The organism is Okeania sp. SIO2C9, from assembly GCF_010672455.1.
In the GTDB taxonomy this organism is placed as follows: domain Bacteria; phylum Cyanobacteriota; class Cyanobacteriia; order Cyanobacteriales; family Microcoleaceae; genus Okeania.
Window position 1 is genome coordinate 76,678 of the sequence record NZ_JAAHGO010000023.1, and the last position, 23,859, is coordinate 100,536.

A 23,859-nucleotide genomic window follows, 5' to 3' on the forward strand; every position below is an offset into this window, starting at 1 on the left:
AGTGGTTATATTCTTCTTAATAACGATAGTGAGCAAAAGCCTTATTTGCTTCTGCCATTCTATGAGTTTCTTCTCGCTTACGAACTGCATTACCTGTTTCGTTAGCTGCGTCCATTAACTCATTTGCTAATTTCATGGCCATTGTTTTTCCCCCTCTCGTTCTAGAATATTGCACCAACCAACGCAGAGCTAGGCTAGTTCCACGATCTGAGCGTACTTCCATTGGCACCTGGTATGTTGCACCACCCACACGACGAGCCTTAACTTCTACTAAAGGAGTTACATTCCGGACTGCTTTTTCAAATAGCTCTAAAGGGTCTGAATCTGTCCTTTCTTCAATAGTTTTAAACGCATCGTACACGATATTAAAAGCTAAAGATTTTTTACCGTGACGCATTATGCGTCGTACCATCATACTTACTAATCGACTATTGTACTGTGCATCTGGAGGAACAGGACGTCTTTGAACAACTCTACGACGAGACATATTATCACAACCAATAAACTAAACTTTAAATAATTTATATTTGACTTATCAATACAAAATTCAATATCTATTACATACTAATTTTAGCTAATGTTTTCTTGAATTTTGCATTCTACTAACTTAAGCTTTAGGCTTTTTCGCCCCATACTTAGAACGACTTTGTTTACGATCTTTAACTCCTGCGGTATCTAATGTGCCACGAATAATGTGATATCTCACACCAGGCAGGTCTTTAACCCTACCACCTCTAATCATAACTACAGAGTGTTCTTGTAGGTTATGACCAATACCAGGAATATAGGCAGTTACTTCAAACCCCGAAGTTAGACGTACCCTAGCCACCTTACGGAGAGCTGAGTTAGGCTTTTTTGGTGTAGTGGTGTATACTCTTGTGCATACTCCACGACGTTGAGGGCAACTTTTAAGAGCCGGAGATTTAGTTTTCTTCTGAGTTTCTTGACGAGCTGAACGAATTAGTTGTTGGATTGTTGGCATGAGTTATGAGTAACAGTTTTTCTTGTGATTCTTCTTAATCCCCTCGCTACAAAATATAATACTTTTGGGCGAGCTTACTTAGAAAATTTGTTCCCAATTTTTTTCCTAATAATTTATTTAAAAAGCGTTTCGTTCTGGAATTATCCGCAAACACCTGTTCAGCTTTTAGCAGTTAGCTTTGCGCAAAGGTGATACGCGACCCCTCCTCAAATTAAACGACAAGCTCACAGAGAAGAAGTCGGGGATTTAAACCCAAGCTTTTAGCCTGCTGAAAGGTGAGTGCTGTTTGCAGAGCATTCCGGTACGGAAAATGCTGATAACTATTTAAAGAAGAAGTATATTTTGGTAAATTACTTTGATATTTAAAAAAATATCCACTTTATAAATTAGCCTCTTTAACTATTAGGAATAAATTACCGTTGCGCCATAGGAACCTTTGGTGCAACGGCCTATTTTTCAGGAAGTTTAGGGAAATTATCAAAACATTAATTTTTTGCTTTATCCCTTGTTATTCTAAAAAACTTTACAAACAATCTTTAATTATAGGTTAGTAATACGTTTTTGTCAACATCAAATCGAAAAGGAATTTCCACAACCACAGGTAGCTTTAGCATTAGGGTTGTTAAATCGGAAGCCTCCACCCATAAGGTCCTCAGAATAGTCCAAGGTTAATCCATTCAGATAGTTTAGTTGTTGAGAGTCAACTACGACTTTAACTTTCCCACAGTCATAAACTCGATCATTACTAGCTAACTGTTCGTCAAACTCCATTATGTAAGAGAAACTACAGCAGCCACCAGATTTAAACTTTAAACGAAATAAGGAATTTGGGCTTTGATGTTTGGACCTAAGACGAATAATTTCTTGGACTGCTGCTTCGCTCAAGTTAATCATTCACAAATTTTTTTTTGCTTACAAGTTAAAATTAGGACTTTGTGCGGGCATAATCATCTTGAAAACGAACAATATCATCTTCTCCAAGGTACTCTCCATTTTGTACTTCAATCAATACTAAAGGAATAACTCCTGGATTTTCTAAGCGATGAGAAGTACATTGAGGTACATAGGTAGATTGATTGTTTTGCAGAATTTCTTCTTTGTCTCCGCAGACAACCTTAGCAGTTCCTGAAACAACAATCCAATGCTCGCTACGATGGTAGTGCATTTGTAGACTAAGTCTATGGCCTGGTTTGACTTCTATTCGCTTGATTTTGTATCCAAGTCCATCTTCTAAAACTGTGAACGATCCCCAAGGACGTTCGGTGGTAGCCAGTCCTTTTAAGGAAGAAGGTATAGACAATTTAGGAGTTTGGGCTACTTCTTTAACTTGTTGTACCATTTTTTGACTATCTCCAAAAAAAATAAAATACTTATGGTTATTTATAATCTCCTGAACTCAGAGATTATGAGAGACTATATCTCTAAAATCTGGTAAACAAATAATTCTCCCGCCTAGTACTTCTAGAGGTTTGGACTGAAGACAAATAATCTAGGGGTCGAGTCAAATTATATACCATATCAACCATAGCAAAATTACCCCTATTACTGTCACCCCCTATTCAAGCTTTTTGAATATCTATATCAAATCTTCATATATCTATCTAGATATATAGAGTTAGAGAAAATCAAAAACTATTTATAGTAGACATCTGGTGAAAACTTAGTTTTTGCCCAGGTATGCCAAGGGTTTGAGATGAATTCTTAAAGAGGTCTAGTGCCTATAGCCCTCATAACTAAGTTTTGCTTAATTCTGCTTCAGATTTTTTAAGCTGTTTAAAAATCATAGATATTTTCGAGCTTTATACACTATGTATACTATTTACTCTAGTATCATAATTAACTCGATCCTGAAAAATTATACTGTGAGTATGTATAAGGCCACCATGATAGAAGTAAGGCCTAATTTTAGAGGTATGTCCTTAACGCGCGTCAGAAGTCAGAAGTCAGAAGTCAGATAGGGGAGCCGTCGGATTGGCGACGTACAGAAGTTATTTTTGTAACGGGGATTTGAGGAACTCTCCAAAAACCCGATCGCCATTTCCCGGCGGGGTTGCGCGACCCATATTATTTTGATAAGTAAATATTTTTTATCTAAAGTCTAAATATGATCATGGTCAAAAAGTTAAAAAATATATAAGCCTACTCGATCTAATAAACACTGGACTATAATAATTAAAATAATTCTAACTAAATGATGAGCTATAAGCGATAAGCATGAAAGCAAGATTCAAGCTCATATTCATATTAGGTTAAAACATAATTGGGAAAGATCGCACTTAAAAATTTAACTTAATCGACAAACAAGAAATTAGCGTGAGCTGCGTGTTTCATAATACATTAGTTGAGTATAACTTAGAGTATTTTTTGTATCATAATTATTTTGAAGGAATCATTAAGATAGTTGAGAAAATAGCAAAACAGCGGTTTTGTAGGCTTTCGTGCTTAATAATATAGCTTGCTATTTTTGTCAAATCTTATATCTTTATAAAGAATAATGAGGAAAGCACGAAATATTATACCAAGTATTATATTAACCTTCAAAAAATATTAAATTTTCACTCAATCAATTGTGTGGCTTGTTTTTTAGTGTATGTATCCCAAGCAAATAGCAATGGGATGAGATGAACACTTATGGTGAAACCCTTACTTAAAGTTTACAATATTGCGAGTAAATTAAACATGAATCAAATCAGTAACGATTCCCAACACAAACAAATCTCCGCGCCCATAAATCTCAAAGCAAACAAAGAAACTTATAACGGGCAAAGATGGCTAGTAGACGAACGAGATGCTTGTGGAGTAGGTTTCATTGCTCATCCATCAGGAAAAAAGAGTCATGAAATAATTATCCAAGCTTTACCTGCTCTCACCTGCTTAGAACATCGTGGTGGCTGTAGTGCTGACCAAGACTCAGGAGATGGAGCTGGTTTAATGAGTCAAATTCCGTGGAAATTACTGTCTGAAAATTGGGAATTAGATCCCGAATGCTGTGGGATCGGAATGATATTTTTACCCCAAACAGAAGATAAGGCAGCACAGGCACGCCAAATAATTGAAAAAGTAATTACTAAAGAAGATTTAAAAGTGGTTGGTTGGAGAGTTGTACCAGTCAGACCAGAAGTATTAGGAGCACAAGCACGAGCAAATCAACCAAAAATTGAACAGCTAATTGTAACTTCAGAAACATTGCAAGGTGATGATTTAGAACGATCGCTCTACTTAATACGGCGTAATATTGGTTGTGCTTTAGAAGCAGAGGATTTTATTTGGGGAGTAGATGCTTATATTTGTTCTTTCTCCAGTCGCACTATTGTATACAAAGGAATGGTGCGTTCAGCTGTTCTGGGAGAGTTTTACACAGACCTGCAAAACCCAGCTTACGAGAGCGCCTTTGCAGTTTACCACCGACGCTTCAGCACAAATACAATGCCTCGATGGCCTCTGGCTCAACCGATGCGTTTGCTTGGTCACAATGGAGAAATTAATACTCTGTTGGGAAATATTAACTGGATGAAAGCTCGGGAGTCTAGCCTAAGTTCATCGACTTGGGGAGCGCGGTTAAATGAATTAAAACCCTTTGTAAATGCTGACAGTAGTGATTCGGCAAATCTAGACAACGTGATGGAATTAATTGTACGTTCCGGACGTTCACCACTGGAAACATTGATGATCATGGTGCCGGAAGCATACAGAAATCAGCCGGACTTGTCAGAATATCCAGAAATTGTTGATTTTTATGAATATTACAGTGGTTTGCAGGAAGCTTGGGATGGTCCGGCATTATTGGTGTTTAGTGATGGCAAACAGGTAGGAGCAGCTTTAGACCGGAATGGTTTGCGACCAGCACGTTATTGCATTACAAATAACGATCTAATAATTGTGGCATCTGAAGCAGGAGTGGTAGAAATACCAGAGGCAGAAATAGTCGAAAAAGGTCGCCTCGGACCGGGACAAATGATTGCTGTAGATTTAGCGACTAATGAAGTTCTGAAAAATTGGGAGATTAAAAAACGTATTAGTAAGCAGTTTCCTTTGGGAGAATGGTTACAACAAAGAAAGCAGATAACAAAGCAACCTTTTGTTACTAATACTAAGTTGGATTCACAAATTTTGCTGAGGTCACAAACAGCTTTTGGCTATAGTTTAGAAGACCTAGAAATGGTAATTTCTGATATGGCAAATCTAGGGAAAGAGCCAACATTTTGTATGGGAGATGACATTCCTCTGGCAGTGCTTTCTCAAAAGCCTCATTTGCTGTATGACTATTTCAAGCAAAGGTTTGCTCAAGTGACAAATCCTCCTATAGATCCTCTCCGGGAAGGTATGGTAATGTCACTAAATATGTTGTTAGGTAAGCGGGGGAATTTATTAGAAATTAGCCCAGAAAATGCACGGTTATTAAAGATAGAATCGCCACTATTAAATGAAGCAGAATTAAGGGAAGTTTACGAGTCAGAATTTGCGACAGAAACTTTATCTACTGTCTTTCCTATAGCTAATGGACCGGAAGGATTACAAATAGCAGTAAATAATTTGTGCGAACAAGCAGCAACAGCAGTTAAAAATGGTCAGGAAATTATTGTTTTGTCTGACAAAATGGAAGGAGGAATTAGTGCGGAGTTTGCTTATATTCCTCCTTTAGTAGCTGTGGGTGCAGTTCACCATCATTTGATTAAAGAACAGTTACGGATGAAAGTGTCTTTGGTGGTAGAAACAGCTCAATGTTGGAGTACCCATCATTTTGCTTGTTTGATTGGTTATGGAGCTAGTGCAGTTCATCCTTATTTAGCATTAGAATCTGTGCGTTCTTGGTGGTCGAACTCAACAGTTCAAAAACAAATGGAACGGGGTAAAATTGCAAAAATTACTATCGAAGAAGCTCAAAAAAATTATCGCAAAGCAGTAGAAGCAGGATTGTTGAAAATTCTCTCTAAAATGGGAATTTCTTTGTTGTCTTCTTATCAGGGTGCACAGATTTTTGAGGCGATCGGTATTGGTGGAGATTTGCTGGAACTTGCTTTCCGAGGAACTACTTCTCGGGTAGGTGGTTTAACAGTAGCAGAGTTAGCACAAGAGACGATCGCTTTCCATAGTCGAGCGTTCCCAGAATTGAATATTAAGAAGTTAGAGAATTATGGGTTTGTCCAATATCGCCCCACTGGGGAATATCACATGAATAGTCCGGAGATGGCGAAAGCACTTCATAAAGCAGTTGCTACTTTTAATAATAGTAATGGCAATGGTAAACAGCCAGAAAAATCGGGGTACGACCACTATGAAGTTTACCGGAAGTCTTTGCAAGAGCGACCTATAACTGCTTTGCGGGATTTGTTGGATTTTAATAGCGATCGCTCTCCCATCTCTGTAGAAGAAGTGGAACCCGTAGCAGAAATAATGAAACGTTTCTGTACTGGTGGAATGTCTCTGGGAGCATTGTCACGGGAAGCTCATGAGACTTTGGCGATCGCGATGAATCGTATTAATGGTAAGTCTAACTCTGGTGAGGGTGGAGAAGACTCCACAAGATTTAAAGTGTTGGATGATGTAGATGCTGAAGGTTTATCCACTTTGTTCCCCCACCTCAAGGGATTACGAAATGGTGACACAGCTTCCTCCGCCATCAAACAAGTAGCTTCTGGTCGGTTTGGTGTTACCCCAGAATATCTGATGAATGCCAAACAAATTGAAATCAAAATGGCTCAGGGGGCGAAACCAGGGGAAGGCGGTCAGTTACCAGGTAAAAAGGTGAGCGCTTATATTGCTACATTACGTCGCTCTAAACCTGGGGTGTCATTAATTTCACCGCCTCCTCACCACGATATTTATTCTATTGAAGACTTGGCACAATTAATTTTTGACCTTCACCAAATTAATCCTAATGCTGGTGTGTCAGTGAAGTTGGTAGCAGAAATTGGTATTGGTACGATCGCTGCTGGTGTAGCAAAAGCAAATGCTGATGTGATTCAAATTTCTGGTCACGATGGCGGTACAGGTGCTTCCCCTTTAAGTTCAATTAAACACGCAGGTAGTCCTTGGGAGTTGGGTTTGAGCGAGGTGCATCGAGTATTGATGACTAATCAGTTACGCGACCGGGTGACTCTCCGTGTTGATGGCGGTCTGAAGACTGGTTGGGATATACTCATGGCGGCTTTAATGGGAGCAGAAGAATTTGGTTTTGGATCTATTGCTATGATTGCTGAAGGTTGTATCATGGCACGGATTTGTCATACCAACAGTTGCCCGGTGGGTGTGGCAACTCAGCAAGAAAAACTGCGTAAGCGGTTTACTGGTATCCCAGAAAATGTTGTTAATTTCTTCTGGTTTATTGCTGAGGAAGTACGGAGTATTTTGGCAAAATTAGGTTATCGCTCTCTAAGTGAAGTGATGGGTCGTGCTGACTTGCTGAAAGTACGGGAAAATGTACAGTTAACAAAAACAGCAGCTTTAAACTTAGATTGTTTGCTCAAATTGCCTGATACTCGCAGTGACCGGGGTTGGTTAAACCATGAAACTGTTCACAGCAATGGCTCTGTTTTAGATGATGTGCTACTGGATGACCGAGAAATTCAGGCTACAATTCGCAACCAGGGAACTGTTACTAAGACAATAAAGTTAGTCAATACCGACCGTACAGTGGGAGCAAGGTTGGCAGGAGCGATCGCCGAGCGTTATGGTAATACTGGTTTTGAAGGGCAGATTAATCTGATGTTTAATGGTAGTGCGGGTCAGAGTTTTGGCGCTTTCAACTTACCAGGAATGACTTTAACATTACGAGGTGAGGCGAATGATTATGTTGGTAAGGGAATGCACGGTGGAGAGATTATTATTAAGCCACCTGCCAAAACTGGTTACGACCCGGCAACAAATGTAATTATTGGCAATACTTGTTTGTATGGTGCTACTGGTGGAATTTTGTTTGCAAATGGTCAAGCAGGAGAACGTTTTGCTGTCCGGAATTCTATGGGTAAGGCAGTTATTGAGGGTGCTGGCGACCATGCTTGTGAATATATGACTGGTGGTGTGATTGTTTGTTTGGGTAAGACAGGTCGGAATGTCGGCGCTGGTATGACTGGGGGAATTGCTTATTTCTTGGACGAGGATGGTGATTTTCCAGCCAGGGTGAATAATGAAATCGTTTCTATTCAACGTGTTTGTACGCCAGAAGGTGAGGCGCAGTTGCAGGATTTGATTTCATTACACGTCGATCGGACTGGAAGTGAGAAAGCGAAAATTATTTTGGCGAGTTGGTCTGAGTATTTGCCGAAGTTTTATCAAATTGTGCCTCCTTCTGAAGCTGATACACCACAAGCAAGTGTTGGTGCTGAGGAGAAGGTTGCTGTGAAGGTTTAGAATATTCAGGTTCAAACTGAAGGTAGAGTATTGAATAATTGTAGGGGCGATGAATAGCGATCGCCTCTTTTTTGATCGAGACAAAGCACAAAATATTGTGGAATATTCCAAAGAAATACCAGAAAATTTGAGAAATGTTTGGGGAAAATTACAGAAACCGAATAATTGGAAAAAATAGGAAGAGCGATCGCTATAATTGTAAATATTAAAAATAATAATGAGTGAGGTTGGCCAGAAAAGAAACTCTTATTTCAGGAATTTTCTGGGACAAGGGACGAAATATGAGGGAGCGATAATGATCCGTATCGCTTAAGCGATCGCTTTTTGGCTAAAATTGGGAAAACTGGAGAAAGTAAATTGGGAGTAAAATAGTAAATGCAAAGTACAGAAAAACAGTATATGGAAGCCCGGCAGCAACGAAGTAAGAGATTGAAAAAGATAATGTCCCTAATTGGGATTGTATCTTTTGGTGGTACAGCCTTGTTTGGGATAGCAAATATGTTTAAGAGTGCTTTTCAGGAGTCTCCACAGGTAGAGACAGCAGCAGTTGTGTCGGTAGAGGAGCAGTTGCAGAAAAGAGCGCGGGGATATGAGAGTGTGTTGGAGCGGGAACCTGAAAATGTGACTGCTTTAGAGGGGTTGGTTAAAGTAAGGTTGGAGATGGGGGATAAGGAAGGGGCGATCGCTCCTCTGGAAAAATTAGTGAATTTGTATCCTGAGAGGGAAGATTATAAAGTGGTGTTGGAGCAGGTGAGGTTAGAGGTTGGAGAGAATAATTTATGAAAATGACCAATATTATTCTTTTATTTGATATTATGAGTTGAGAAAAAGTCATAGATTATTCGATGATTACTATTTACTATTGGTTTTATTATGCAGTCAATAAAAGGTATTTTTAAAGATGGCGTGGTTCATCTAAGTGAGCCAGTTTTTTATCCCGAATCTCACCCAGTTATTATTACTTTCTTAGATGTAGCGACGAGTTCTAAAACTGTAAATGAACAAGAAGCAAAAAATCAAGGCGAGTGGGATAAGTTATTCTCTGTGATAGAAAGTTGTCAGATGGAAACAGGAATATCAGATTTAGCAGACCAACACGATTATTATTTGTATGGTACACCAAAGCATGATGATTAATTCCCAGAAAGTTTTTGTGGATACATCAGCTTGGATAGCCTTGATTAATAGTAGTGATAACTTAGCAGCTAAAGCTAAACAAATTCTGGTTAGACTGAACCAACAGCAAGTTATTTTAGTAACAACAGAATTTATTTTGTTAGAAGTAGCTGATGCTTTATGCAAAACTCATCTACGTCAACAAACTTATGCGTATATTAATGGAATTAAACAAGTTCCAGATATTATTAAAATTATCCCTTTAGAACAAAGCTTATTAGAGGAAGGTTGGGAAATTTACCATCAGTATTCTGATAAAGATTGGGGATTAACTGATTGTATTAGTTTTGTTGTGATGAGGCAAGAAGGTATTACAGAAGCTTTTACATCTGATAGACATTTTGAGCAAGCTGGATTTATTAAATTAATGTAGCTAATATATTCGTTGGGGCGATCCTTTGGAAAATTTGATATAGCTGAAGGCTACAAACGGGATTGCTAGAGATAAAAATAAAGATTATTAAAGGAATGAAAAATGTCAAAGGATAAAGTATTGGGTGAATTAGAAAAAGCTCATAAATTTTTTAGGCAAGGCAAATTTAAAGAAGCAGCACAGTCATATAAAGAATTAATTACTAATAACTCTAATTTAGTCAGGAGTGGAATCAATATAAACCTAGCCCATAGTATTATTTTATCTATAGATTGGTCTGATGTTTCACAAAATTTACCACCTGGTATAAGTTATCCAGAATCATCAGGCTGGATAAAGTCTTTAATGACTGGTTTACCTATCAATTATGATTCAAAACCTATTCCGTGGTACACCTATCCAGCTATAGAGTTTATAGAAAGTAAGATAGCATCAAATTTTCGAGTTTTTGAATACGGAAGCGGGCAATCAACATTGTGGTGGGCTGAAAGAGTATTACAGGTGATTTCGATTGAAAGTAATCGAAATTGGTTTTCTTATCTTCAGGAAAAAATGCCCAAAAATGTAGAACTCAATCTTAGTGAGAATGAAGAAGAATATGCAGCCAACATCAATAGATATCAAAATAACTACTTTGATGTAATTATTATAGATGGTATTAATAGAAATAAATGTGTAGAATTTAGCTTAAGCAAGCTCAAAGAAACAGGGTTTATTATTTTTGATAATACAGATGATTGTAGGTACGACTTGGGTGTAAAACTTTTAGAATCAAAAGGATATAAAAGAATAGATTTCTATGGAATGATTCCGGGGTACACTTACAAAAATTGTACGTCAGTCTTTTTTAAAGATACTAAAGTTTTAGATAGAGGAGGATTACCTAGCGAGAAAGAGTCTTGCTTAGGACTTTCCTGTTTTCAAGTAACTAACCCCAGACCTAAAAATAATTATATGTTAACAGAATCTAATATAGCTGAATGTCAAGCTAAATTTCACTTGAGTTATCACGTTACTTTTGCCCGTATATGTCAAGATTTAGTAGGTTTTGAAGGTAAAGATGTTTTAGAAGTTGGTGGGAGTCTACCACCAGAATTTGTGTTTGATTATCTTCATGTTAAGTCTTGGTCAGCAATAGAAACTCCAGATTATGAAGAGTCCCTCAAGGAAGCAGGAGGTTTATCTCATAGGGGAACAATTATTCCTAATATTAAAGATACTTCTAATTTAGGTTTTGATAATAGAAAACTAGAAAAATATAACTTTTTTTTGGAAAACATAGAAAACCTTCCCCAAGAATACTATGGAAAATACGATCTAATTTTTTCTATTGCAACTTTTGAGCATATTCATAAATTATCTGCTGCTTTAGATAAAATGTTTCTGGCTTTAAAACCAGGAGGCAAACTATTCTCTATGTTTTCACCTATTTGGTCAGCATACGATGGTCATCATTTACCAAAAATAACCGATCGAGCAGGCAAAGTTTTTGACTTTGGTAATTCGCCTATTCCTCCTTGGGGACATTTGTTAATGAAGCCTGATGAACTATGCCATTACCTATACCAATATACTGATAAAGAAACAGCAGAATTGATGGTTGATTATGTTTATAATTCACCTCATATTAATCGTTATTTTACAGAAGATTATCTAGAAATTATTAAAGCAAGTAAATTTTTAAGTAACCAAGTAGAATTAATATTTGAAAATCCTATTGATGAGAATACTAAAGAGAATTTAGAAAGATTATATCCAGGTCGGAAAAAATTTAAAAACAATGGGTTATTGGTTGTACTAGAAAAACTAAAAAACAAACTCGGGAAACAACAAATAATAGACAGTAAAAAAAATATGACTGATTCATATCAATCGCCACTAGAAAGAATAATTCCTCCTGAAATCAAAAATGATGAATTTTATGTCGCGATTGAAAAAATTGTCAGAGAAAAAAATATTAAAACTGTTTTAGAAATAGGTTCTTCATCAGGAGAAGGTAGCACCGAAGCTTTAGTTAAAGGCATAAGTGCTAATCCCAATAATCCTACTTTATTTTGCATAGAAGTTTCTCAAACTCGGTTCAAAGAACTAGAGAAGCGTTATCAACATCAATATTTTGTGAAACCCTATAATGTTTCATCAGTTGATGTTAAAGACATACCAAAAGAACAAGAAGTAATTGATTTTTATCAAGGCTACAAAAGTGGGCTGAATAACTACCCCCTAGAAACTGTTTTAAGGTGGTTTAATGAGGGGAAAAAGTATGTCATAGAGACAGGATTAACTGATAATGGAATTGACAAAATAAAGCAAGAAAATAAAATTGATAGTTTTGATGCAGTATTAATAGACGGTTCAGAATTTACAGGTAGTCTAGAACTAGAGCAAGTTTATGGTGCAAAATACATTATGCTGGATGACATCAATACTTTCAAGAATTATAAAAGTCATCGTCGGTTACTAGCAGATGCAAATTATGACCTAGTAGCTAAAAATTTATTAGTGCGTAATGGATATTCTATTTTTAAGAGAAACGAGCAAAAAATAGTTAGTCAAGATTTAGATTTACCCATTAATTTCTTTACCATTGTTATTAATGGCGAACCATTTATCCGTTACCATATTGACATTTTTAAACAGCTTCCTTTTAAATGGCATTGGCATATTATTGAAGGTGTCGCCGACTTAAAACATGATACAGGTTGGAGCTTGCAACTAGGCGGAAAAATAACTGATGAAATTCATCAAAAAGGTAGGAGTAAAGATGGTACATCAGAATATCTAGATGAACTTGCAGCCAAATATCCGGATAATATCACTATTTACCGCAAACCAGAGGGGGAATTTTGGGATGGCAAACGGGAAATGGTGAATGCACCTTTAGCAAATATCAAAGAAGAATGTTTGTTGTGGCAGGTCGATGTGGATGAAATTTGGAGTTTAGAGCAGATTTGTAATAGTCGGAAGTTGTTTATTAAAAATCCAGAAAAAACAGCAGCGTTTTATTGGTGTTGGTATTTTGTAGGAGAAAATTTGGTTATTAGTACCCGCAACTGCTACGCTCAAAATCCTAAACAAGATTGGTTACGCACTTGGAGGTTTAAACCAGGGTATGTTTGGGCAGCTCACGAACCACCAATATTAGTAGAAAATTTGCCGGACGGTGAACAAAAGAATGTTGCCACTGTTAATCCTTTTATGCACCCAGAAACGGAAAAAGAAGGTTTAATTTTCCAACATTTTGCCTACGTTACTCCAGAACAACTAAGCTTTAAACAGCAATACTACGGTTATCGGAATGCAGTAAGTCAATGGCAAGCTTTGCAGTCACAAACTAAGTTCCCAGTTTACCTGCGCGAATATTTTGCCTGGGTAGGAGATAACACAATGGTCGATCGCGCTGAATCATTAGGTATAGTTCCACTGGTGCAAAAAGATATAACTGGAAATAATTGGAAATTCTTGCAACCAGAATATTTACAACAACCAGTAAAGATGGAAAGGCGATCGCCAACTATTCTTATTGATGGTGTATTTTTCCAACTTTATAGTACGGGTATTGCTCGTGTGTGGCGCTCTGTATTAGCAGAATGGGCGAAAACAGAATTTGCCCAGCATATAATTGTACTAGATCGCGTCAACACTTCACCTAAAATTCCTGGCATCCGGTATCGCCAAATTCCGGCATATAACTACAACAATACTGACGCTGACAAGCAAATGCTACAGCAAGTCTGCGATGAAGAGGGAGCAGATTTATTTATCTCTACTTACTACACGACTCCCATATCTACACCTTCGGTATTTATGGCTTATGATATGATTCCTGAAGCATTGGAAACTGACTTAAACAAAGCCATGTGGCGAGAAAAACATCACGCTATTAGTCATGCTTCCTCCTACATTTCCATCTCAGAAAGCACTGCCCGCGATCTAGTTAAGTTTTTCCCAGATATTCAACCGGATGAAGTGACTGTAGCTCATTGCGGCGTTGCTCCCACTTTTACTCCTGCTACAACAACAGAAATAAATGGGTTTAAATATAAGTACGGTATTAGTAAACCCTATTTTCTTTTGGTGGGCGCTGGTAGTAACTATAAAAATGCGATTTTATTTTTCCGAGCTTTTGCCCAACTATACAGCAAACAAGGATTTGAAATAGTCTGCACTGGTAGTGGTTTAAACTTTGCTAACGAATATAGGGAATATACTGCTGGTAGTGTCTTACATTCACTGATACTCAGCGATGAGGAATTGAAAGTTGCTTATTCTGGTGCAGTAGCTTTAGTTTATCCTTCTTTATACGAAGGTTTTGGGATGCCAGTTGCTGAAGCATTAGCTTGTGGTTGTCCGGTGATTACTTGTGCTAATTCTTCTATTCCTGAAGTTGCAGGGGAAGCTGCTATATATGTTGATGCTAATGATGTTGATGGTTTAACGGACGCGCTGTGTGAAGTACAAAAGCCAAAAGTTCGTAATTCTCTAATTTCTGCTGGTTTAGAACAAGTGAAGCAGTTTTCTTGGGGTAAAATGGCAGATATTATGAGTGCTGCTTTAATGAAAGTGGGGGCGAATGCCATTCGCCCCTACATAGGGGATTTGAATCTCAGGGAAATTAATTTGATTATTTTCCCAGACTGGTCGCAACCAGAAGAAACCGTGGGATTAGAATTACAAAAGGTAATCAAAAGTCTGGTGACTCATCCAGATAGAGCTAAGATGACTATATTAATAGATAACAGTAATATTTCTGCTGAAGATGCAGATTTAATTTTATCTAGTGTGGCGATGAATTTGTTAATGGAATCAGAATTAGAGGTAGATGAAGGACCAGAAATTTTTTTGGTTGGGGAGTTGAGTCAAATACAATGGTCTGCTTTAATTGCTCAGTTGCAAGGTCGGATTAAATTAGAACATGAGAATGAGGAAGCGATAACTGTTGTCGATGAAAATCTGGCTGTTTATGAGATTCAAGGTATAGAGAGGTTGCGAGCTATTAAGCTAGAAACTGGTGGATGGGAACTTTTTAAACTAAGTGAAATTAATTTGATTATTTTCCCAGATTGGTCGCAACCGGAAGAAACGGTGGGATTAGAATTGCAAGAAGTAATCAAAAGTCTGGTGACTCATCCAGAGAAAGCTAAGATGACTCTATTAATAGATAACAGCAATATTTCTGCTGAAGATGCAGATTTAATTTTATCTAGTGTGGCGATGAATTTGTTAATGGAGTCAGAATTAGAGGTAGATGAGGGACCAGAAATTGTTTTAGTTGGGGAGTTGAGTCAAATGCAATGGTCTGCTTTAATTCCTCAGTTACAAGGTCGAATTAAGTTAGAGCATGAGAATGAGGAAGTAAAGGTTCAAGTCAAAGCAGACAGCATTCCATCGATAGCGGTGGATAGCTTAAAAGAAAAGTTGGATTGGATTGATTTATCATCAAAACAAATTATTCCCAAGCAGGATAATTTTGAGAATCAATCTATTAACAAAATTAAATCTGAATCATTAACTGAGAAAGATGAAGCTGAAAAGATTTTAAGTGAGTTAGAAATTTTAGAAAAAGGAACGATTGAAAGTGGTCAACCTCTAGGTTTTTTTAGACAAATAGGAGATGTAGAAAGTTACTACGAACAGACGCAAAAAGTAGTCAATGATATTCATTCTTTTATTTTCCAAAACCCAGATAATCAGACTGCTCATCAAATAGCTAAATGGTTTACTCTCAAAGCAAAATTATTTCTCTATTTTAGTCAAGCAAATTTAAAAGAAATTTATCAAAAACGGGCAGAAATTATCGAATTTGCTTTAAAAATTGAAGGGTATCAGGTAGATTACAACTTTCCAGAAAGAACAGGCGATCGCCAGAAGATTCGTCTGGGAATTATTGCCAATAATTTTGCTCCTCATCCAGAAACTTTTGCTACTTTGCCTGTATATAAGCACTTAAACAGGGAAGAATTTGAAATTATTCTCTATTATTTACAAGCAAGCGGTCATCCTCTGGAAAGATATTGTTTCGACCATGCTAATGCAGCAATTGAATTGCCAGAAGACCTCGAACTTCAAGTAAAAGCTATTCGTAAGGATGAGTTAGATATTCTGTTTATTTCTACTAATATTACTTCCCAAACTAATGCCATAACTTTGTTAGCATCCCATCGTTTAGCACGAATACAAATTGTGGGAATGAATTCTCCTGTTACTACGGGGATGCGTCATATCGATCGCTATATTTCAAGCAAACTTACTGACTCAGAAACTAATGCTAAAGAACATTACACAGAAAAATTAGTAACTTTAGACGGACCAGATCAATGTTTTGATTTTGGGACTGAAAAGGAATTGTCGGTAACAACAACTATTAGTAGGAAAGAACTAAATATTGATGAGAATACAGTAGTTTATATATCAGGTGCTAATTTTTATAAAATAATCCCAGAAGTAGAAGCAACTTGGGTACAAATAATTGCTCAAGTTCCTAACTCTATGCTCCTGTTATATCCATTTAATCCTAATTGGGCACCAACTTATCCAATTGAAGCTTTTCAAGAGCGATTTTCAGCTACTTTAAGTAAGTATGGAGTTAGTGAAAAGCGACTACTTTTTCTCAATGCTTTACCAAATCGTGCTGATATTAAAGAATATTTGAAACTAGCAAATATTTATTTAGATGCTTATCCATTTTCTGGGATGACTTCATTAATCGATCCATTACAGATTTGTTTACCTACTGTTGTTATGCAAAAAGAATCAGCTCGCTCTCGGAGGGGAGCATCTTTGTTGCGCTATCTGGAGATACCAGAATTAATTGCAGATAGTGAAGATAGTTATATTCAATTAGCAGTTAATTTGGGAAATAATTATGATTTACGAGCAGCTTATCGAGACAGAATAGAGACAAAAATGCAGGCTAATCCGCAGTTTTTGGATAGTCGCTATTACTCTACTCAAATGGGATATTTATTTCAAAAAGTATTTCAGGAATATTTAGCATCAGATAATTAGGGATCGAATATTGTCTGCTCAAAATATCAGTATTTAACAACTCCAGTGACTGAAAGTTGGCACTTTAGCAGGCACTAAATAAGGTTTGCTGAAAAAGTATTTTTTAAGGAGTAGGGGAGCGGGGAATTAGGGGAGTAGGGGAGTAATTTTTTGGCTATACTCTTGCCCAAAATGCTAACTTTTTGAGCATAAAGAGCTGAAAACCGGGTGCATCTCAATTTTGAATAAAGCCAAAAATTTATCACTTTTAGTAAATGGGGAACAGGTGAATAGGGAATAGAAAAAAAAGTATTTTTGCAAATATGAGATGCGCGGTGAAAACCAGGTACTTTTTCCAGACCTAAAAAGACACTTACCTTTATCTGTAAATGCTTTTAGATTTAATCAGCAAACCCTAAATAAAGCCAAAAAAACCAAATATTTAAATTTATGATGTAAATTATGATGAAAAATTTTAATCAAAACCAGAAAAAGATATTATTTTCTGTCGGTGTGGATAAACTTGAATCAAAATTTAGGAAACTTTCTAGTCCCCGCTTTCGAGAGTATGCCTCGTTTTACGATTTTGAATACCACGAAATTACTGATTATCCTTCCCTCGATAGAAAACCTCATTGGATTAAGGTTCACTATATTCTTAAACTGATGAACCAATTAAATGATGGAGATTTAATTGCTTTTTTAGATGCCGATATTGCAATAGTCAGAGGCGACATAGAATTAACAACATCTAAAAGCATAGGTTTATCCAAAGCTTGTGGTGACGTTTTTAATACAGGGGTTATTGCAGTTAGAGTTAATGATTTTAGCCGAAAATTTTTTGAAGCTGTCTGGAACAGAACTGATTGCTTTGAGCACCTTTGGCAAGAAAATTTAGCTGTCATTAAGTTACTGGATAATCTCTCAGAAGCAGAGATAGAAAAACACATTGAGATTTTGCCAAACAGTCTCAATGTCACCCTAGTCAGGGGAGAAGTTCCTGCGTATGACAAATATATCACTAATCCTTGTAAAGAACCCATTTCTAATAGTTAAACTTAAAAAAAACTAAACAAAAGAGGATATTTTAAGGATGCCAATATTCGTTGATAACTTAAATAAAAATGGCAAAATAGATGATATTCATTTAACCATAGCCATTGTAGGTTCTAGAAAGTATCAAGGCCAAGATTATGAAGGTACAAATTGGGATTTAATGTCTCCTAATTTAACGATATATGGCTTTGATGCCGATCATAAATCCTGCGAGCAAATGAATTCCAAGCTGCAAAAACAACAAATTAGTCACCAATAAAAACACATACCTCTAGCTCTTTGGGATTCAGTAGGAACTCAAACTTTATATATTACTAAATCTCCTTACTGTAGTTCTTTGTATCCTCCTAATAAGTCTTATATTGATCGCTTTATAGAGAACCCCAGAATAATAGAGTTAGTATCTACAGAAAAAATTCAAACAACTACTTTAGATGATTTTTGTCATTCTGAGGGAATCAATGAAATTGATTTTATGCAAGTTGACACCCAAGGTGGAGAACTAAAAGTTTTAGAAGGTGCTAAGGATATTTTAAAAAGCGTTCTCTTCCTAAAAGTAGAAGTAGAGTTTACAAGTATGTATGAAAATCAGCCTTTGTTTGCTGATATTGATTTATATATGAGGAAAAGCGGCTTTACCTTCTTAGATTTTGAAACTTTGTATAGAGATTACCGTCGTAGAAGTTCCATAATTTCTCAACAGCATCCCGGTCAATTAATATGGACAGATGCTTTTTACTTTCAGGATTTGATTCAAAAGTCATCCGATGAGGAGTCGTTTAATAACACTCCAGAGAAGTTGTTAAAGTTAGCTTGTATTGCTGATATCCTAAATTTTTATGACGTAGCAATGGAAACCCTAGAGTGGTTAACTTGGAAATATGGCGATAATCCTAAGTACAATTTTGCTAACAACATAGCAGAGGTTTTATCTCAATTCCCTGATGTGGTTAAGCAAGAAGTGGGTGCTTTACCAGCGATGGAAAGAATCAAAGGTTATCTTGATAGTAAGTATTTTTTAAATCATCCAGTAGTTAAAGAAGATGAGTTATATTCAAATTTAAAATTAAGAAAATTTAATCTGATAATTTTTCCAGACTGGTCGCAACCAGAAGAAACGGTGGGATTAGAATTACAAAAAGTAATTAAAAGTCTAGTGACTCATCCAGATAGAGCTAAAATGACTCTATTAATAGATAACAGTAATATTTCTGCTGAGGATGCAGATTTAATTTTATCTAGCGTAGCAATGAATTTGTTAATGGAGTCAGAATTAGAGGTAGATGAGGGACCAGAAATTGTTTTGGTTGGGGAGTTGAGTCAAATACAATGGTCAGCTTTAATTCCTCAACTGCAAGGTCGGATTAAATTGGATAATGAGAATAAAGAAGCGATCGCTAAGGCAAAAGTACAAGAATTTTTTTCAATATAGAAAGCTAAAGTTATTACAGGATAATTTATTAATATTATGATAACTGAAATTGTCGAAAAAGGTGTTTACTTTATCTTTTCACCAGTTAAAAAATGCTCTCATATATCAATTTGTATAGCAGAAGGTTTGAAAAAACTAGGAATTCCTATTTTTTCTAACATGGATTGTTGGTTAATCGACTTGAAAAATCAAGAATATTTGTTTAAAAACGATCGCCAATTACATCCTAACAATTGTGCAATCGTAGTGGCCGATATTTATTTCATAGAAATGACAAATAACCACCCTTTATTTGATTTATTTTACGAACTCAATGAAGAAGTTATTTTAGTTATAATAGATCCCAATGATAGCGATCATGTATTAACTGGTAGAACAGAGAGATTAACAGCCGTAATTCGCGTGCATATGCACAAATTTAGGAAGTATCCAAGCCAATATATTCCCTGGGCATTTGGCATTTCTGAAAGGATAAGAATTGCTACGGAAAATAGTAAATTATTTTCCGAAAGAAAGCGACAAGTTTTAGCGGTATTTAGAAGTTCTTTAAACCAAAGTGTTAGAGTAGCAATGAATTTCTGTTTTATTTCTCATCTGCAAGATAAAATTGATATTAATCAAAATCAAATTACAGAAATAGGCAATAATATTTCATTAAATGATTTCGATTACTTATATTGGTCTCAATTCCCGACTCATCACATACCAAAATGGTTTGATTCCTTAAAAAACTCTATGTTTTGCTGCGCTTATGGAGGCAATTTTTATTACGCAGATTTAGATGAAAAGCTGTTAGAAAATTCTAATTTAGGACAAAAACCAGCTATAGCTAGATGGGATAGCTGGAGATTTTGGGAATCCCTGGCGGCCGGCTGTGTTTCGATTCATTTAGACTTTGATAAATATGGTTTTTTATTACCTATAAAACCTGTTAACTGGAAACATTATGTAGGAATAGATTTAGCCAATCCCCAAGAAGCAGCGCAAAGAATTATCGACGAACCAGAACTAATGGTTCAGATTGGATTAGAAGGTCAAAGATGGGCTTTAGAAAATTATGGTTCTGTACCTGTAGCTTGTCGCTTTTTAGATATTGTCTTAGGAGAAGAATTTGGCACGATAGAAAATTTGATTGATGCTGTAGAAGATATTTCTTAGTTTCGAGAAAAACATTTTCTTTTGATTTAGTATTAGCAATACCCAAGATTGGTCGCAACCGGAAGAAACTGTGGGATTAGAATTACAAGAAGTAATTAAAAATCTGGTGACTCATCGAGAGAAAGCTAAGATGACTCTATTAATAGATAACAGCAATATTTCTGCTGAAGATGCAGATTTAATTTTATCTAATGTGGCGATGAATTTGTTAATGGAGTCAGAATTAGAGGTGTAATATAAAATCCGGATAATTACTATAGCTTGCGTCATTGCGACTGGAACGGAGTGGAAGGAAGCAATCTCCGCGCATCCCTGAGATTGCTTCCTATCGTCGCAATGACCACTATTCAACCGGATTCAAGATAAATTGGATAATGAGAATAAGGAAGCGATAATGCTGCGCATCACTACCGTGAACGCTCAAGCTAAAGCTGAGAAAATTCCATTATTCAACTAGACAACTAAAAATCAAAATAAAAATTGATTATGACAACCAGTATAGCTACTGAAAAATTGAATAGTAAACACAGTTTTTCTGGTTCAGTTTATTTTTATCTATGCCATGAACAAGCTTATGAGCATTTAATGATTAATATCGCTGATGGCTTGAAAATATTAGGAATTCCATTTTATGCTAATTTCAATTATTGGAAAACAGGATTAGATTCAGAATCATATCTTTTTAATTATGACTATAGTGTCAATCATTGGGATTGTTCAATTGTAGTTTTAAGTAATCACTGGTTTGAAAATCATCAAAGCATACCTGAAGGTTTGTTCGATCAGAAAAGAAAATATATAACTGTTTATTTAGACGATACAGATGGTCCTAGCCTCCTATTATATGACCTAAATCCTACTTTAGTGAACAATTTTGATATTGTTTTAAGAACGGGTTGTAATAATTTTTTTCAACATCCAAATAATTTACACCCTTGGTTTTTTGGCATTTCTAATCGAATTTTAAAATCAATTCAACAAGTTAGCAGATTTGAGGATAGAACCAAAAACCTACTAATTAATTATAGAGTCAAACATGACACATTATTATTATTTGGTATAGATGCTTCGGTGCAGATTCCAGGAATACAAAGAACGAATTATATACAAGATGATAAATGGGTAGAATACACTGTAAATTTTCCCCTAAGAAACATTGCTGACGAACGTTTTTACCCTTTAATTAAAAATATTCTCAAACTTGACTTTTCTCGTGAAAATTTTGATACACCACCAGAAGATATTTATGATTATTTTCTTTGGCAGCAAACTGGTCAACGTCATCATCCAGCATATTATCAAAGACTAACTAAATCTCTTGCTTGTGCTGCTTTTGGAGGTTGCGTGGTTCAAGATAACGATAGTCAAAACTTTCATGCAGAATGGTGGGATAGTTGGAGATTTTGGGAGTCTTTAGCTGCTGGATGTGTCACTTTTCATATTGATTTTGATAAGTATGGTGTTAATTTACCAGTAATGCCAGAAAATTGGAAACATTATATCGGTATTGACTTAGATAATATACAGGGAACGGTCGATCGCCTTGTCGAGGAACCTGAAATTTTAGAAAGCATATCTATTGCAGGTAGACAGTGGGCAATTGAAAATTATTCACCTGTTCCTACCGCTTTGCGTTTTCTGGAAATAGTCAGCGACAAGCAAAAAACGAAAACTAGAGGGAAAATTCTAGGACACTTTGTTACCCAGAGATTGCCCTTTTCACTAACAGAAATCAATTTAATTGTTTTCCCAGACTGGTTGCAACCGGAAGAAATAGTAGGATTAGAATTACAAGCAGTAATTAAAAATCTGGTGAATCATCCAGATAAAGCTAAGATGACTTTATTAATAAATAACAGCAATATTTCTGCTGAAGATGCAGATTTAATTTTATCCAGCGTGGTGATGAAATTGTTAATGGAGTCAGAATTAGAAGTAGATAAGGGACCAGAAATTGTTTTAGTTGGAGAGTTGAGTCAAATACAATGGTCAACTTTAATTCCTCAACTGCAAGGTCGTATAAAATTGGAAAATGAGAATGGGGAGGCGATAGCTCAAGTTAAAGCAGATAATATTCCCCTAATTGAATTATCAAATTTCTCAGATAAAACCTCAAATAAAATTGATTGATGACTAGATTTTTTCACGACCAATTTGCCAAACAATATTTAGAAGAATTACTATCAACTATTGGAGAAGTTAAAGCACCCCAGAAACTCTCTGGCTGAGAATTTTGGGTAGAGGAAGAGTTCAATCAACAGCAATTGATGAATTAGAAGCATTGCCAGCGGATAATTTGTTTCGTTCAAATGCGCTATTGTTATTAGCAGATTTGCTAAGTAATATAGAAGTAAATCAAAATTTAGAATCAGAAGATAGGGAGTTAATTATGCGATTATCACCACTTTTTTCACAAAGATTAGAAGAGGCTACAAAACAAGGTATGCGAGAAGAACGCCGAGAACAAATAGAAAATATTCTCAAAGTTCGTTTTGGTACAATAGATAACCAACTAGAGGCAATAATTGAGCCATCACTTTCTCTTTTACCTGCTGAGTTAGTACCTTTGTTATTGCAATTATCTCGTGATGAATTGTTAGCTAGATTTGTTGGGCAAAATGGTACTCAAAATTGAGTAGTTTAATCCTGAGCTTGAGGAAGAAAAACCAAGCTACACAATTTGAAATATTGCTTTTACCTTATTCGTGGTTGACTAGCAGTTACAACCTGTTCTACAGTCAACTCTAGTTCTGGGAAAGTAGGGGAAATAATCCGATCCTTTCCCCGAAATACTTGACTCTGATATTCGCCGTTAATAAGTTGATAAACAAAAACGGTGGGAACTTTAGAACGACCTAAATAAGACCGAGAAGCGATCGCTAAATAATCCACTATCCAATACTCGGAAATCCCTAAACGCCCATACTCGTCCAATTTGTCAACATAATCGTCCTCCCAGTTAGTAGATGTTACCTCCACTGCTAGTCTCAAGGGTTCCCTAAACCCCTGATATGTGTAAAGGTATCTGTCCCAAATCTCACCATCCACCACAGACACATCAGGAATTCGCCCTTGTTCTTGCCCTTCTTTTGTTACCGTTCTGACCAATGCGGTGCGCGTCACCACTAAACCCAAATTTAGCCGTTCGATTTCCCGGTCCATAGTTCTCTGGATTAAATTCGCAACGTTTTCATGGGCACCAATGGGTCGCATTTCTCTAATTTCTCCATCCACAAGTTCGTAAATAGCCCCATCTTCTGGGTATTGGTCGATAAATTGGTCAAAAGTTAGTCTAGTTTTTGTTGTATTCATGGCGATCGCTCCTATACAAAACTGGGGTAATTA

The 23,859-nt window shown here is 36.3% G+C and carries 18 protein-coding genes; 13 read left to right on the forward strand and 5 right to left on the reverse strand.

The window, feature by feature from the left end:
• Positions 1 to 16: 16 nt before the first annotated feature.
• The 4 genes from rpsG to F6K23_RS19235 all read right to left on the reverse strand — a co-directional run bounded on the left by rpsG (position 17) and on the right by F6K23_RS19235 (position 2,321).
• Entirely contained in the window at positions 17 to 487 is a 471-nt protein-coding gene (gene rpsG, locus F6K23_RS19220; RefSeq protein ID WP_293158805.1) for a 30S ribosomal protein S7, read from the reverse strand.
• A 120-nt stretch (positions 488 to 607) separates the two neighbouring features.
• Positions 608 to 982 carry a 30S ribosomal protein S12 gene (gene rpsL / locus F6K23_RS19225; protein WP_124146104.1) on the reverse strand — a complete coding sequence of 125 codons (375 nt, stop codon included), beginning with the start codon at positions 980 to 982 and terminating at the stop codon, positions 608 to 610.
• A 570-nt stretch (positions 983 to 1,552) separates the two neighbouring features.
• A complete protein-coding gene (locus F6K23_RS19230) occupies positions 1,553 to 1,876 on the reverse strand; it encodes an iron-sulfur cluster assembly accessory protein (protein WP_293158807.1) in 324 nt (107 codons plus the stop codon).
• A 31-nt stretch (positions 1,877 to 1,907) separates the two neighbouring features.
• Positions 1,908 to 2,321, reverse strand: coding sequence for a phosphomannose isomerase type II C-terminal cupin domain (locus F6K23_RS19235; protein WP_293158809.1), 414 nt, complete (start codon positions 2,319 to 2,321; stop codon positions 1,908 to 1,910).
• Positions 2,322 to 3,661: 1,340 nt separating this feature from the next.
• Here F6K23_RS19235 and F6K23_RS19240 point away from each other — a divergent pair.
• The 13 genes from F6K23_RS19240 to F6K23_RS19305 all read left to right on the forward strand — a co-directional run bounded on the left by F6K23_RS19240 (position 3,662) and on the right by F6K23_RS19305 (position 23,149).
• Positions 3,662 to 8,332 carry a glutamate synthase-related protein gene (locus F6K23_RS19240; protein WP_293158811.1) on the forward strand — a complete coding sequence of 1,557 codons (4,671 nt, stop codon included), beginning with the start codon at positions 3,662 to 3,664 and terminating at the stop codon, positions 8,330 to 8,332.
• 49 nt (positions 8,333 to 8,381) lie between these two features.
• Positions 8,382 to 8,510, forward strand: coding sequence for a hypothetical protein (locus tag F6K23_RS19245; RefSeq protein WP_293158813.1), 129 nt, complete (start codon positions 8,382 to 8,384; stop codon positions 8,508 to 8,510).
• Positions 8,511 to 8,773: 263 nt separating this feature from the next.
• A complete protein-coding gene (locus F6K23_RS19250; RefSeq protein WP_293158815.1) occupies positions 8,774 to 9,115 on the forward strand; it encodes a M48 family metallopeptidase in 342 nt (113 codons plus the stop codon).
• Between the two features lie 90 nt (positions 9,116 to 9,205).
• Positions 9,206 to 9,469: a hypothetical protein gene (locus F6K23_RS19255; protein ID WP_293158817.1), complete on the forward strand. Its 264-nt coding sequence runs from the start codon at positions 9,206 to 9,208 to the stop codon at positions 9,467 to 9,469.
• Complete coding sequence (locus tag F6K23_RS19260; protein ID WP_293158819.1) at positions 9,459 to 9,881, forward strand: type II toxin-antitoxin system VapC family toxin; 423 nt, start codon at positions 9,459 to 9,461, stop codon at positions 9,879 to 9,881. Before F6K23_RS19255 ends, F6K23_RS19260 begins: the two co-directional genes overlap by 11 nt.
• Before the next feature lie 102 nt (positions 9,882 to 9,983).
• A complete protein-coding gene (locus F6K23_RS19265) occupies positions 9,984 to 16,889 on the forward strand; it encodes a glycosyltransferase (protein ID WP_293158821.1) in 6,906 nt (2,301 codons plus the stop codon).
• A gap of 441 nt (positions 16,890 to 17,330) precedes the next feature.
• Positions 17,331 to 17,924: a hypothetical protein gene (locus F6K23_RS19270; protein ID WP_293099002.1), complete on the forward strand. Its 594-nt coding sequence runs from the start codon at positions 17,331 to 17,333 to the stop codon at positions 17,922 to 17,924.
• 37 nt (positions 17,925 to 17,961) lie between these two features.
• Positions 17,962 to 18,183, forward strand: coding sequence for a hypothetical protein (locus F6K23_RS19275; RefSeq protein ID WP_293158823.1), 222 nt, complete (start codon positions 17,962 to 17,964; stop codon positions 18,181 to 18,183).
• Between the two features lie 78 nt (positions 18,184 to 18,261).
• Positions 18,262 to 19,356, forward strand: a complete 1,095-nt coding sequence (locus F6K23_RS41945; protein ID WP_367267754.1) for an FkbM family methyltransferase — start codon at positions 18,262 to 18,264, stop codon at positions 19,354 to 19,356.
• A 36-nt stretch (positions 19,357 to 19,392) separates the two neighbouring features.
• Positions 19,393 to 20,514, forward strand: a complete 1,122-nt coding sequence (locus tag F6K23_RS19290; RefSeq protein ID WP_293158825.1) for a hypothetical protein — start codon at positions 19,393 to 19,395, stop codon at positions 20,512 to 20,514.
• A gap of 70 nt (positions 20,515 to 20,584) precedes the next feature.
• Positions 20,585 to 20,749: a hypothetical protein gene (locus F6K23_RS19295; protein ID WP_293158827.1), complete on the forward strand. Its 165-nt coding sequence runs from the start codon at positions 20,585 to 20,587 to the stop codon at positions 20,747 to 20,749.
• 251 nt (positions 20,750 to 21,000) lie between these two features.
• Entirely contained in the window at positions 21,001 to 22,644 is a 1,644-nt protein-coding gene (locus F6K23_RS19300; RefSeq protein WP_293158829.1) for a hypothetical protein, read from the forward strand.
• Positions 22,645 to 22,747: 103 nt separating this feature from the next.
• Complete coding sequence (locus tag F6K23_RS19305; RefSeq protein WP_293158831.1) at positions 22,748 to 23,149, forward strand: hypothetical protein; 402 nt, start codon at positions 22,748 to 22,750, stop codon at positions 23,147 to 23,149.
• Between the two features lie 59 nt (positions 23,150 to 23,208).
• On the opposite strand, the gene F6K23_RS19310 is transcribed toward F6K23_RS19305, so the two are convergent.
• A complete protein-coding gene (locus F6K23_RS19310; protein WP_293158833.1) occupies positions 23,209 to 23,826 on the reverse strand; it encodes a Uma2 family endonuclease in 618 nt (205 codons plus the stop codon).
• Between the last annotated feature and the right edge of the window lie 33 nt (positions 23,827 to 23,859).

Bases quoted from the DNA above. Each gene is read 5' to 3' on its own strand.
- rpsG (WP_293158805.1), bottom strand. From the start codon at position 487: ATGTCTCGTCGTAGAGTTGTTCAAAGACGTCCTGTTCCTCCAGATGCA.
- rpsL (WP_124146104.1), bottom strand. From the start codon at position 982: ATGCCAACAATCCAACAACTAATTCGTTCAGCTCGTCAAGAAACTCAG.
- F6K23_RS19230 (WP_293158807.1), bottom strand. From the start codon at position 1,876: ATGATTAACTTGAGCGAAGCAGCAGTCCAAGAAATTATTCGTCTTAGG.
- F6K23_RS19235 (WP_293158809.1), bottom strand. From the start codon at position 2,321: ATGGTACAACAAGTTAAAGAAGTAGCCCAAACTCCTAAATTGTCTATA.
- F6K23_RS19240 (WP_293158811.1), top strand. From the start codon at position 3,662: ATGAATCAAATCAGTAACGATTCCCAACACAAACAAATCTCCGCGCCC.
- F6K23_RS19245 (WP_293158813.1), top strand. From the start codon at position 8,382: ATGAATAGCGATCGCCTCTTTTTTGATCGAGACAAAGCACAAAATATT.
- F6K23_RS19250 (WP_293158815.1), top strand. From the start codon at position 8,774: ATGTCCCTAATTGGGATTGTATCTTTTGGTGGTACAGCCTTGTTTGGG.
- F6K23_RS19255 (WP_293158817.1), top strand. From the start codon at position 9,206: ATGCAGTCAATAAAAGGTATTTTTAAAGATGGCGTGGTTCATCTAAGT.
- F6K23_RS19260 (WP_293158819.1), top strand. From the start codon at position 9,459: ATGATGATTAATTCCCAGAAAGTTTTTGTGGATACATCAGCTTGGATA.
- F6K23_RS19265 (WP_293158821.1), top strand. From the start codon at position 9,984: ATGTCAAAGGATAAAGTATTGGGTGAATTAGAAAAAGCTCATAAATTT.
- F6K23_RS19270 (WP_293099002.1), top strand. From the start codon at position 17,331: ATGATGAAAAATTTTAATCAAAACCAGAAAAAGATATTATTTTCTGTC.
- F6K23_RS19275 (WP_293158823.1), top strand. From the start codon at position 17,962: ATGCCAATATTCGTTGATAACTTAAATAAAAATGGCAAAATAGATGAT.
- F6K23_RS19290 (WP_293158825.1), top strand. From the start codon at position 19,393: ATGATAACTGAAATTGTCGAAAAAGGTGTTTACTTTATCTTTTCACCA.
- F6K23_RS19300 (WP_293158829.1), top strand. From the start codon at position 21,001: ATGACAACCAGTATAGCTACTGAAAAATTGAATAGTAAACACAGTTTT.
- F6K23_RS19310 (WP_293158833.1), bottom strand. From the start codon at position 23,826: ATGAATACAACAAAAACTAGACTAACTTTTGACCAATTTATCGACCAA.